Raw genomic sequence first — 12,310 nt, forward strand, 5'->3', positions numbered from 1 at the left:
TTCACTTCCACCCCTCCCGCACCGCAGCACTCATAAGTTGCTGGAACGCCCGCGCGCCTGCTTGACAAGCACCGTCCCTCCGTTGAACATACGCCCAACGCGTGGGCATATGCTCAAAAGCGCGAATTGAGGGAGGTCACCGTGAAACATGTCCTCGGCGCCGTCTGCGGCGCGTCTGTCCTGTTGGTCGTCCCCGCGATGGCCGAAACAACCCTGACCATCGCCACCGTCAACAATGGCGACATGATCCGCATGCAGGGGCTGACGGGTGAGTTCACCAAGAAGAACCCTGATATCGCCGTGAAATGGGTGACGCTGGAGGAGAACGTGCTGCGCCAGCGCGTCACCACCGACATCGCCACCAAGGGCGGCCAGTTCGACGTGCTCACCATCGGCACCTATGAGGTGCCGATCTGGGCCAAGAAGGGCTGGCTGGTGCCGCTGGCCAATCTCGGCGCCGATTACGACGTCGCCGACCTCCTGCCGAAGATCAAGGACGCGGTCTCCGCCGACGGCAAGCTCTACGCCGCGCCCTTCTACGGCGAGAGCTCGATGGTGATGTATCGCACCGACCTGTTCGAGAAGGCCGGCCTGAAGATGCCGGAAAAGCCGACCTGGGACTTCGTCATCGACGCCGCCAAAAAGCTGACCGACAAGAACGCCGGCACTTACGGCATTTGCCTGCGCGGCAAGGCGGGCTGGGGCGAGAACATGGCCTTCCTCTCGGCGATGGCCAATTCCTACGGCGCGCGCTGGTTCGACGAGAAATGGGAGCCGCAGTTCAACACGCCGGAATGGAAGACGACGCTCACGACCTACGTGAACCTGATGAAGGAAGCCGGCCCTCCCGGCGCGAGCTCCAACGGCTTCAACGAGAATCTGGCGCTGTTCAACGCCGGCAAATGCGCGATGTGGATCGACGCCACGGTCGCGGCGTCCTTTGTCACCAACCCGAAGGACTCCAAGGTCGCCGACAAGGTCGGCTTCGCGCTCGCGCCCAACACCGGGCTCGGCAAGAACGCCAACTGGCTGTGGGCCTGGAATCTCGCGATCCCCGCCGGCTCCAAGAAGACGGAAGCCGCCGAGAAGTTCATCGCCTGGGCAACCAGCAAGGACTACACCAAGCTGGTGGCGTCGAAGGAGGGCTGGGCCAACGTGCCGCCGGGCACGCGCACCTCGCTCTACCAGAACGATGAGTACCTGAAGGTCGCGCCGTTCGCCAAGCTGACGCTGGCCTCGATCGACGCCGCTGATCCCAACAAGCCGACAGTGAAGCCCGTTCCCTACGTCGGCGTGCAATACGCCGCGATCCCCGAATTCCAGGGCATCGGCACCCAGGTCGGCCAGCAGTTCTCGGCTGCGCTCGCGGGGTCGATGACGGTCGATGCCGCGCTCACCGCGGCGCAATCGGCAACCGAGCGCGAGATGAAGCGCGCCGGCTACATCAAGTGAACCCGAGCTCTCCCTCCTGAGCTCAAACTGGCGGCCATCCTCCAGCCCAGCCCCGGATGGATGGCCGCCTTCTTCCCGCCAACGGAGCGCGCGGATGGCAACCCGGCAGACGCAATTCCTCGCGAGGTCGCTGCTGACCCCGGCCGTCGGATTGCTGTTCATCTGGATGATCGTCCCGCTCGCGCTGACGCTCTATTTCTCGACGCTGCATTACAGCCTGCTCGATCCCGGCTCCGAGGCCTTTATTGGCCTGGAGAACTTTCGCTACTTCCTCACCGATCCCGCCTTTCTCGCCTCGCTCCAGAACACGCTGGTGCTGGTCGGCTCGGTGCTGGCGCTGACCATCCTGCTCGGCATTCCGCTGGCGCTGCTGCTCGACCAGCCCGTGATCGGGCGCAATTTCGTGCGGCTGATGGTGATTGCGCCGTTCTTCGTGATGCCGACTGTGAGCGCGCTGGTCTGGAAGAACCTCTTGATGCACCCGGTGTCCGGCCTGTTCGCCTGGCTCGCAAAACTGGTCGGACTGACGCCGGTCGACTGGTTCAACGACGTGCCGCTGTTCTCTGTGATCCTGATCGTGGCCTGGCAATGGTTGCCGTTCGCGACGCTGATCCTGCTCACCGCGCTGCAGTCGCTCGATGAAGAGCAGAAGGAGGCGGCCGAGATGGATGGCGCGAGTGCGGTCTCCACCTTCATCTACATCACGCTGCCGCACCTGGCGCGCCCCATCACGGTGGTGATCCTGATCGAGACCATCTTCCTGCTCACCGTGTTTGCAGAGATCTACGTCACCACGGGCGGTGGCCCGGGGCTGTCGACCACCAACATCGCCTTCCTGATCTATGCGCAGGCGCTGATCCAGTTCGACGTCGGCAGCGCCTCGGCCGGCGGTCTCGTCGCGGTGGTGATCGCCAACATCGTCGCCTTCTTCCTCGTCCGCATCGTCGGCCGCAACCTGGAGGCCTGAAGTCATGGCACGCATGGCGACGAGACAGCGGGTGGTCATATCGACGATCGGGGCCTGGCTGTTCGGCTTCCTGATCTTCTTCCCGATCCTGTGGATGGTGCTGGCGAGCTTCAAGACCGAGCTCGAGGCCTTCGCCATTCCGCCCTCGTTCCTGTTCTTCCACTGGACCCTGGAAAACTACGCGACCGTGCAGGAGCGCAGCGACTATTTCCACCACGCGATGAACTCGATCATCATCGCCGGCGGCTCGACGCTGATTGCGCTGCTGATCGCGATCCCAGCGGCCTGGTCGATGGCGTTCTCGCCGACCAAGCGCACCAAGGACATCCTGCTCTGGATGCTCTCGACCAAGATGATGCCGCCGGTCGGCGTGCTGGTGCCGATCTACCTGATCTTCAAGACGTTCGGCCTGCTCGATTCCCGCATCGGCCTCGTCTTCATCCTCTGCCTCGGCAATCTGCCGATCGTGATCTGGATGCTCTTCACCTATTTCAAGGAGATCCCGCGCGACATCCTCGAAGCCGCGCGCATGGACGGCGCCACGATCGGCCGCGAGCTGGTCTATGTGCTGACGCCGATGGCGATCCCGGGCCTCGCCTCGACCTTGCTGCTCAATCTGATCCTGGCCTGGAACGAGGCGTTCTGGACGCTGAACCTGTCTACCTCGAACGCCGCGCCGCTCACCACGTTCATTGCGTCCTATTCGAGCCCGGAAGGGCTGTTCTGGGCAAAACTGTCGGCGGCCTCGACGCTGGCAATCGCGCCTATTCTCGTCCTCGGTTGGTTCAGCCAGAAGCAGCTCGTGCGCGGGCTCACCTTTGGCGCGGTGAAGTAAGGGGGCTGCCATGGGTCAGATCACACTTCAGGGCGTGCAGAAATCCTTCGGCCCCGTGCACATCATCAAGGGCGCCGACCTCGACATCGCCGACGGCTCCTTCGTGGTGTTCGTCGGTCCCTCCGGCTGCGGCAAGACCACGCTGCTGCGGCTGATCGCGGGGCTCGAGGACGTCAGCGGCGGCAAGATCCTGATCGACGGCAAGAACGTCGTCGACACGCCCCCGGCCAAGCGCGGGCTGTCGATGGTGTTCCAGTCCTACGCGCTCTATCCGCATATGAGCGTGCGCGGCAATATCGGCTTCGGCCTGAAGATGGCGGGCCTTGCCAAGGACGAGATCAACCGCAAGGTCGAGGCCGCCGCCGCGACGCTGAACCTTTCGCCTTATCTCGACCGCAAGCCGCGCGAGCTCTCCGGCGGCCAGCGCCAGCGCGTCGCGATCGGGCGCGCCATCGTCCGCGAGCCCAAGGCGTTCCTGTTCGACGAGCCGCTCTCCAACCTCGATGCAGCCTTGCGCGTGCAGATGCGCATCGAGGTGACGCGGCTGCAGAAGCAGCTCGGCACCACTGCGATCTACGTCACCCACGACCAGGTCGAGGCCATGACCATGGCCGACAAGATCGTCGTGCTCAACGGCGGCAAGATCGAGCAATATGGCTCGCCGCTGGAGCTTTACGAGCGGCCGGCCAATCTCTTCGTCGCCGGCTTCATCGGCTCGCCCAAGATGAATTTCGTCACCGGTGAGCTCGCCTTGCAGAAGGGGGCGGCGACGATTGGTGTACGGCCGGAACATCTGAAGATCGAGCGCGACGGCGGAGGCGGCTGGCAGGGAACGATCGCGGTCGCCGAGCATCTCGGCAGCGACACCTTCCTTTATGTCGATGCCGGGCCACTCGGCATGCTGACCGCGCGCTACATTGGCGAATTGAGCCTGCATGCCGGCGACCGCGTCTCGCTGGTGCCGGACCCCCAGCGCATTCACCGCTTCGACGACGGCGGCAATGCCCTTCGAGGCTAACAAGAAACGGCAAGACAACGGCAAGAAACGGAAAGACCACCATGTACCTGGAAAAATTCAGATTGAACGGGAAGACCGCGTTCATCACCGGCGGCGGGCAGGGCATCGGCCTTGGCTGCGCCGAGGCGCTGGCCGAGGCCGGCGCCCGGGTCATCATCGGCGACCGCGACAGCAAGATCGCCGACAGCGCCAAAGCCGGCCTGAAGGCGAAGGGTTTTGACGTCGAGACCGCGATCATGGACGTCACCGACACGAGGCGCGTGGCGGAGGTCGCGAACGACCTCGTTGCCCGCCACGGCCAGGTCGACATCCTCGTCAACAATGCCGGCATCGCCCGCAGCGAGACGCCGGCGGAGACCGTCACCGACGAGCACTGGCTCAACGTCATCGACGTCAACCTCAACGGCACCTTCTGGTGCTGCCGCGAATTCGGCAAGCACATGCTGAAGGCGAAAAGCGGCGCCATCGTCAATGTCGGCTCAATGTCGGGCTTCATCGTCAACAAGCCGCAGGAGCAGTGCTTCTACAACGCCTCCAAGGCCGCCGTGCACCACCTGACCAAGTCGCTGGCCGCCGAATGGGGCGCGCGCGGCATTCGCGTCAATGCGGTGGCGCCGACCTATATCGAGACCCCACTGAACGCCTTCGTGAAGAGCAATCCGAAGATGTACGACGCCTGGATCGGCGGAACCCCGATGGCGCGGATGGGGCAGGTCGAGGAGATCGCCTCCGTCGTGCTGTTCCTGTCGTCGGAGGCCGCGAGCCTGATGACCGGCAGCATCGTGCTGGTGGATGGCGGCTACACTTGCTGGTAGGCTTATCGTCAAAATTGACGGAAAGCGACCGGGAGCGACAATGCCGCGAGCGTATATCGGCGTCGACGTGGGGACCACGAGCACGCGGGCAGGGGTGTTTGACGAGGCCGGCACCTTGCTCGCCACCGCCCGGCATCCGATCAGGATCTGGCACGAGGCCGGCGACATCGTCGAGCAGTCTTCCGAGGACATCTGGGACGCCTGCGTCAAATCGGTGCGCGCGGCCATGGCGGAAGCGGCGATTGCGCCCGACAGCATCGGCGGCATCGGTTTTGACGCCACCTGTTCCCTCGTGGTGCTTGATCCGCAGGGCGAGCCGCTCACCGTCAGCGCCTCCGGCTATAAGCAGCGCAACGTCATCGTCTGGATGGACCATCGCGCCACGGCCGAAGCGCGGCTGATCAACGAGACCGAGGACGCCGTGCTGCGCTATGTCGGCGGCTCGATCTCGCCGGAGATGGAGATGCCGAAGCTCTTGTGGCTGAAGCGGCATCTGCGCGCGAGTTTTGACGCCGCAGGTCACTTCTTCGATCTGGCGGACTATCTGACCTGGCGCGCGACCGGTTCGCTGCAGCGTTCGACCTGCACCGTCACCTGCAAGTGGAACTATCTCGCCCATGATGGCGGCGGCTGGAGCGCGCCGTTCTTCAAGCGCATCGGTCTGTCGGACTTCGTCGCCGAAAAATACGCCCGCATCGGCACCGACATCGTTGCGCCCGGCACCCGCCTCGGCGCAGGTCTCACGCCGGCAGCCGCAGCCGAGCTCGGCCTGCCGCCGGGCACGCCTGTCGGCGCCTCCCTGATCGACGCCCATGCCGGCGGCATCGGCGCGATCGGCGGCCGCGACGGGGCGGGCGGCGCGAGCGATGTCAGCGACCGGCTCGCCTACATCATGGGAACGTCGGCCTGCATCATGGCGACGACGAAAGAGCCGTGCTTCGTGCCGGGCGTGTGGGGGCCTTATTATTCCGGCATGGTGCCGGAGTTCTGGCTCAACGAAGGCGGCCAGTCGGCCGCGGGCGCGGCGATCGACCATCTGCTCAAGTCGCATCCAGGCCATACTGATGCGAGCGCGGCGGCGCGCAGCGAGGGCCTCGACCTCATCGAATTCCTCGAGCGCCGCATCATCGCACGCGCCGGCGATGCCAGCCGCGCCGCTCTGCTTGCCCGCGATGTCCATGTACTGCCCGAATTCATCGGCAACCGCTCGCCCTATGCCGATCCCGACACGCGCGCGGTGATCGCCGGTCTCGATCTCGACACCGACATCGCCTCGATGGAGCGGCTGTTCGTCGCCGGCCTCTGCGGGCTCGCCTATGGTCTTGCCGAGGTGATCGAGGCCTTTGCCGCGCATGGCGTGCGCTCCAGCATCATGATCATGGGCGGCGGCGCCAGCCGCAGCCCGCTGGTGCGCCAGATCATGGCCGACACCACCGGCCTCACCGTTGCACTTCCGCAAACGAAGGAGCCGGTGCTGCTGGGCGCCGCGATGCTCGGGGCGGTGGCCGGCGGCGCCTACGCCTCGATCGGCGAGACCATGGCCAAGATGTCGGCGCTCGGGCGCAAGAGCGAGCCGACCGCGCCCGACATGGCCGCATTTCACACGCGCAAGCGCGAGGTCTACAAGCTGCTCCGCGAGGTCGATCGCGGCAGCCGTGCCGCGATGGCCGGCATCGCCAGAGGTTGAAGAGACATGCTGATTGCTAGCGGCGATGCGCTGATCGATTTCGTGCCGATGCGGAACACGGAGGGACGCGAGGCGGTGATGCCCGCGGTCGGCGGCTCCTGCCTCAACGTCGCGATCGGCATGGCGCGGCTGGGCGCGCCGACCGGCTTCGTCGGCGGCATCTCGACCGACCTGTTCGGGCGGATGATCGCAGACCACGCAACCGCCTCGAACGTGATGCTCGATCTCGCCACCCGCAGCGACCGCCAGACCACGCTCGCCTTCGTCCGCATCGTCGCGGGCGAGTCGCACTATGCCTTCTATGACGCCGAGACCGCGACGCGGAGCTGGACCTACCGGCGCGGGAGCATTCCTTTCGATACGGTCGAGGCCGTCCATGTCGGCTCGACCACGCTCGTCAACGACCAGGGCGCCGCCGAGACGAAGGCGCTGATCGCGGATGCCCGCGCATCCTCCACGATCTCCTTCGATCCGAACTGCCGGCCCAACCTCGTCAACGACAAGCCGGCCTATCTCGCGCGCATGGCCGAGTTCGGCGCCTCTGCCGATCTCATCAAGATGTCGGACGTCGATTTCGCCTATCTCTTCGGCGAGGAGTCCTACCAGCAGCGGGCGAGCGCGCTGCTGGGGCAGGGCACTAGCCTCGTCGTCATCACCCGCGGCAACAACGGCGCCATCGCCTGGCATGCGGCCGCAGGGCAGATCGAAGTGCAGGCACCAAAGGTCGAGGTCGCCGACACCATCGGCGCGGGCGACAGCTTTCAGGCCGCGCTGCTGTTCGCCCTGCACAAGCAGGGGCGCCTTGTCCGCGAGCGGCTCAAGGACATCAGCACTGAGGAGCTCCGCCGCACCCTGTCCTTTGCCGCCAACTGCGCCGGCCTGACCTGCACCCGCCCGGGCGCCGATCCGCCCTGGAGCCACGAGGTCACCTGGAGCCTGTAGCCGTCACAACGCCGCGACGACCTTCTCGGCGCATTTCAGGAAGGTGCGGATCAGCGGGCTGTGCGAATCCCGCCGCCAGCAGACCGCGATGTCGAGGGAGTCCGTGGCATCGCGCAGCGGCCTGAACACGATGCCGCGCGGCGCGCCGAGCTGCGCGCAGGCGGGCAGGATCGCGAGGCCTTCGTCGGCGAGAACCAGGCTCATCGCCGAATGCACCGTCTCAACCCGGCTCGCGATCGGCATCACCACCTGGTGCCGGCGCAGCAGGGGGACCACGGCGGACGATGCGGGGCCATGGTCCGGATGTGGCAGCGCGATCAGCGGACGGCCGTGCAACCGGGCCATCGGCACGGAGCTGAGGCGCGCGAGCGGCGAGTTGGTCGGCATCGCCAGCATGAAGCGCTGCGCACCGATCCGCGCCACCTGGATCTCGGGATGGTTGATGGCCGGCATGCACAGCGCGACTGTGACGGTGCGATCGAGCACCCGGGCCTCGCGCGTCGAGGCGCTGAGCTCGGCGAAGTCGAGGTCGACACCGGGCACCGAGCGGCGCAGCTCGGGGATCAGCCGCGGCAGGATCGCATTGGCCAGCACGAACATGTAGCCGACTGAGAGCCGCCCGCGCCGGCCCGAGGCAACCGCGCGCGCGGCCTCGATGCCGTCGGCCGCCAGCGCCAGCGCTTCGCTGGCGCGCACCAGCAGCGCCTGGCCCGCCTCGGTCAGGTCCATGCCGCGGGTGCCGCGGCGGAACAGCGGTGCGCCGACCTCGGCCTCCAGCTTGCGGATCTGCACCGAGAGCGGCGGTTGCGCCATCCGCAGCCGTTCGGCGGCCTTGCCGACGCTGCGCGCCTCGGCCACGGCGACGAAATAGCGGAGCCGGCGGAGATCCATTGGCATACCGAAAACGTATGGGTTGGCGACCAAAATCGTATTGGACGGCGAGTTAACAAAACTGTCATTCTCGTTGTCAATGCCTGCCAACGGCGGCGGGCTTTCGGAGCGTGATGTGACGATGAACGGCGATCCCTGTCTGCTGTCCGCAACCGACCTGCGCGGCCTCGTCGCCGCCAGGAAGATTTCGCCGGTCGAGATCGTCAGCGCCGTGCTCGCCCGCGCCGAGGCGCTCCAGCCCGAATTGAACTGCTTCATCACGCTGTGCGGCGACGAGGCGATGGCGCAGGCCCGCGCCGCCGAGCGCAAGGTGATGGCGGGCGAGGCGCTCGGCCTGCTCCATGGCATCCCCGTCACCGTCAAGGACATCGTCAACACCAGGGGCGTCAAGACCACCTTCGGCGCCGTTCCCTACAAGGACAATGTGCCGACCGAGGATGCCGTCGCGGTGGCGCGGCTGCGAGCTGAGGGCGCGATCCTGATCGGCAAGACCACGACGCCGGAATTCGGCAGCAAGTGCCTGACGGATTCCCCGCTGTTCGGCCGCACCCGCAATGCCTGGGATGCCTGCCGCTCCTCCGGCGGCTCCAGCGGCGGCGCGGCGGTGGCGGTGGCGAGCGGCATCGCGCCGCTGGCGATCGCGACCGACGGCGGCGGCTCGACCCGGATTCCCGCCGCCTGCAACGGCGTGGTCGGCCTGAAGCAGAGCAACGGCGTGATCCCGCACAGCCAGGCGCTCGACGTCTTCGGCAACCAGACCTATGTCACGCCGACCACCCGCACCGTCGCCGACACCGCGCTGATGATGCAGGCGATGGCGGGCGAAGACGCTTGCGATCCGTGGTCGATCGGTCTCCCCGTGCCCGATTTCGTCGGCACCGCCGCTCCGCGCGGCGACCTGCACGGGCAGAGGATTTTGTATTGCCTGACGCCGCCGGGCCGCCCCGTCTCCGCCGAGGTCGCCGCCAATTTCAAGGCGAGCCTCGACCGGCTGGCCGGGCTCGGCGCCGAGCTCGAGGAATTCTCCGGCGAAGGCTTCGACATCGAGCCGATCTGGCGCGCCATCAACCACACCGTCTGGCGCACGCGCTTTGCCAAGCTCGCCGCCGAGCACGGGGACGAGCTGAGCGAGGCCTTCCTCAAGCAGCTCGCGCTCGCCACCGAGGTCAGCGGCGTCGACTATCAGGAGGCGATGTTCGCGCGCACCGCGCTGTTCCGCCGCGTGCAATCCCTGCTTGCGCGGGGGCACTTTCTGGCGATGCCGACCCTCACGCGCACCGCGTTGCCGATCAAGCAGGACCTGTTCGGCAGCATCGAGATCGACGGGGCGCATTTCGACAGCGTCCGGCCAAACTGGTTCCCCTGGACCATGCCGTTCAACATGACCGGCCATCCCGCCGTCAGCCTTCCCTCAGGCTTTGCCCGCGACGGCCTGCCGGTCGGGCTTCAGCTGGTCGGCCGCTTCCGGGCTGATGCGGAATTGCTGCGGGTCAGCGCGCTGTTCGAGGCCTCGAGCGGCCTTCTGTCCCGTTGGCCGGAATAAGGACAGCCTATGGAGACCGCATTGTTCAAGGGTGTGCTGGTTCGCTGTCGTTCCCGTCATCCTGAGGTGCGAGCCGCGCGGCGCGCCGCGCCGTGCAGCGAGCCTCGAAGGATGAACGGCCGAGATGCAGCCGGGCCGTCGCCCTTCGAGGCTTGCCCTGCGGCGCGATGCGCCGAAGGGCGCGCACCTCCAGCGACAACGGCTTCGCCGTTGCGCGGGGGTGACGGTGATAGAGTGACGGTGCGCTCGCAAAGCCCTTGCCTCCGCCGCCCGGACATGTTGATCGTGCCGCGGATGAGCCCTGAAACCGACCGCACATGAGCGTCTTTGTCCTCCGACGTCTGTTGACCCTGCTGGCGACGCTGGTCGGCGCGTCGCTGATCATTTTCCTGGTGCTGGACGCGCTGCCGGGCAATGCCGCGCAGATGCTGATGGGCGCCGACGCCTCGCCGGACGCGGTGCGCGCGCTCACCGCCAAGCTCGGGCTCGACCAGCCGCTGGCGATCCGCTACCTGCAATGGATCAAGGGCCTCCTCATTGGCGATCTCGGCAATTCCTATGTCTATGGCACGCCGGTCGCCGGCCTGATCGCGGAGCGGCTGGTGCTGACGATTCCGCTCGCGATCATGTCGATGGCGATCACGGTGACGCTGGCGCTCTCGGCCGGCATCTACACCGCCGCCAACCACAACAAGCTCGGCGACGTCGGCGTGATGTCGCTGACGCAAGTGGGCATCGCGCTGCCGAATTTCTGGTTCGCGATCCTTCTCGTTCTCTTGTTTGCAGTACGGCTGCAATGGCTTTCGGCGGGCGGCTTCGCCGGCTGGGAGGACGGCGTCTGGCCAGGCGTCAAGTCGCTGCTCCTCCCGGCAGTCTCTCTGGCGGTGGTCCAGGCCGCGATCCTCGCCCGCGTCACGCGCTCGGCGGTCCTGGAAGTGCTGCGCGAGGACTTCGTCCGCACCGCCCGTGCGAAGGGGCTCGGCAAGCGCGAGGTGCTGTGGAGCCACGTGCTGCGCAACGCCATGATCCCCGTGATGACGGTGATGGGGTTGCAATTCGCCAACCTGCTCGCCGGCACCATCGTGATCGAGAACGTGTTCTACCTGCCGGGCCTCGGCCGGCTGATCTTTCAGTCGATCGCCAACCGCGACCTGATCGTGGTGCGCAATTGCGTGATGCTGCTCGCGACCATGGTCGTCATCGTCAATTTCGTCGTCGACGTGCTCTACGCGCTGATCGATCCCCGTATCAAGGTGCACGACCTGTGACCGCGCCCGTGACCACTTCCATTGACGCACCCGTCGCGACGCGCCGTCTGCCGGCCAAGACCTTCTGGGGCCGCGCGCTGCGCCATCGCAGTTTTGTCCTCGGCGGCTCCCTCAGCCTGCTCGTTCTCGTCTCGGCGCTGCTGTCGCTGGTGTGGACGCCGTGGTCGCCTTACGAGATCGACATCGCCTCGAAGCTGCGGCCGCCCTCGGCCGCGCACTGGCTCGGCACTGATTCCTTCGGCCGCGACATCGTCTCGCTGCTGCTCGCCGGCGCGCGTTCCACCATTGCGGTCGGCATCATCGCGGTCAGCATCGGTCTCACTTTCGGCGTCTGCCTCGGCCTGATCGCCTCCGCCAAGCGCGGCTGGACCGAAGAGATCATCATGCGTTTCTCCGATTTCACCTTCGCCTTTCCGGCCGTGCTCTCGGCGATCATGCTCGCCGCGGTGGTCGGCCCCGGCATGGTGACCTCGATCGTCGCGATCGGCATCTTCCAGATCCCGACCTTGACCCGGCTGACGCGCGGCTCGGCCAACGCGATCTGGGCGCGCGAATTCGTGCTGGCCGCGCGGGCCTCGGGCAAGGGCAAATTCCGCATCACCATCGAGCACGTGCTGCCCAACATCCTGTCGATCCTGATCGTGCAGCTCACCATCCAGTTCGCGCTCGCCATTCTCGCGGAGGCCGCGCTGTCCTATCTCGGCCTCGGCACGCAGCCGCCGCAGCCGTCCTGGGGGCGAATGCTGAACGATGCCCAGACGCTGCTGTTCCTGTCGCCGATGCTCGCGGTCTATCCGGGCGCGGCGATCGCAATCGCCGTGCTCGGCCTCAATCTCCTCGGCGACGGGCTGCGCGATCTGCTCGATCCCCGGCTGGCGCGGGAGCGATGACG

Annotated in this window: 11 protein-coding genes; 10 read left to right on the top strand and 1 reads right to left on the bottom strand. The window is 66.4% G+C overall.

The features are described 5' to 3' along the window. The first annotated feature begins 141 nt into the window (after window positions 1-141). The 7 genes from IQ16_RS06725 (at window position 142) to IQ16_RS06755 (ending at window position 7,716) form a co-directional block, all read left to right on the top strand. A complete protein-coding gene (locus IQ16_RS06725) occupies window positions 142-1,452 on the top strand; it encodes an ABC transporter substrate-binding protein (RefSeq protein ID WP_018647679.1) in 1,311 nt (436 codons plus the stop codon). A gap of 94 nt (window positions 1,453-1,546) precedes the next feature. After that, a complete protein-coding gene (locus IQ16_RS06730) occupies window positions 1,547-2,419 on the top strand; it encodes a carbohydrate ABC transporter permease (RefSeq protein WP_018647678.1) in 873 nt (290 codons plus the stop codon). Between the two features lie 4 nt (window positions 2,420-2,423). Continuing rightward, entirely contained in the window at window positions 2,424-3,254 is an 831-nt protein-coding gene (locus IQ16_RS06735; protein WP_018647677.1) for a carbohydrate ABC transporter permease, read from the top strand. A gap of 10 nt (window positions 3,255-3,264) precedes the next feature. Next, window positions 3,265-4,272, top strand: coding sequence for an ABC transporter ATP-binding protein (locus tag IQ16_RS06740; protein ID WP_018647676.1), 1,008 nt, complete (start codon window positions 3,265-3,267; stop codon window positions 4,270-4,272). 41 nt (window positions 4,273-4,313) lie between these two features. Beyond that, window positions 4,314-5,087 (top strand): SDR family NAD(P)-dependent oxidoreductase, encoded by a 774-nt coding sequence (locus tag IQ16_RS06745; protein WP_018647675.1) that lies wholly within the window; start codon window positions 4,314-4,316, stop codon window positions 5,085-5,087. A 40-nt stretch (window positions 5,088-5,127) separates the two neighbouring features. Next, the gene (locus IQ16_RS06750) at window positions 5,128-6,774 is read left to right on the top strand and encodes an FGGY-family carbohydrate kinase (protein ID WP_018647674.1); all 1,647 of its coding nucleotides are present in this window, start codon (window positions 5,128-5,130) and stop codon (window positions 6,772-6,774) included. Window positions 6,775-6,780: 6 nt separating this feature from the next. Further along, window positions 6,781-7,716, top strand: coding sequence for a carbohydrate kinase family protein (locus IQ16_RS06755; RefSeq protein WP_018647673.1), 936 nt, complete (start codon window positions 6,781-6,783; stop codon window positions 7,714-7,716). Between the two features lie 3 nt (window positions 7,717-7,719). On the opposite strand, the gene IQ16_RS06760 is transcribed toward IQ16_RS06755, so the two are convergent. After that, window positions 7,720-8,607 (bottom strand): LysR family transcriptional regulator, encoded by an 888-nt coding sequence (locus IQ16_RS06760; RefSeq protein ID WP_018647672.1) that lies wholly within the window; start codon window positions 8,605-8,607, stop codon window positions 7,720-7,722. A 121-nt stretch (window positions 8,608-8,728) separates the two neighbouring features. On the opposite strand from IQ16_RS06760, the gene IQ16_RS06765 reads away from it, so the two are divergent. From IQ16_RS06765 to IQ16_RS06775, 3 genes are all read left to right on the top strand, one after another. Further along, entirely contained in the window at window positions 8,729-10,150 is a 1,422-nt protein-coding gene (locus tag IQ16_RS06765; protein WP_026312758.1) for an amidase, read from the top strand. Between the two features lie 317 nt (window positions 10,151-10,467). Then, window positions 10,468-11,418, top strand: a complete 951-nt coding sequence (locus tag IQ16_RS06770; RefSeq protein ID WP_018647670.1) for an ABC transporter permease — start codon at window positions 10,468-10,470, stop codon at window positions 11,416-11,418. Continuing rightward, window positions 11,415-12,308, top strand: coding sequence for an ABC transporter permease (locus IQ16_RS06775; RefSeq protein WP_018647669.1), 894 nt, complete (start codon window positions 11,415-11,417; stop codon window positions 12,306-12,308). The genes IQ16_RS06770 and IQ16_RS06775 overlap by 4 nt, the downstream gene beginning before the upstream one ends. Window positions 12,309-12,310: the final 2 nt, after the last annotated feature.

It is taken from the genome of Bradyrhizobium huanghuaihaiense (assembly GCF_007830635.1).
In the GTDB taxonomy this organism is placed as follows: Bacteria; Pseudomonadota; Alphaproteobacteria; order Rhizobiales; family Xanthobacteraceae; genus Bradyrhizobium; species Bradyrhizobium huanghuaihaiense.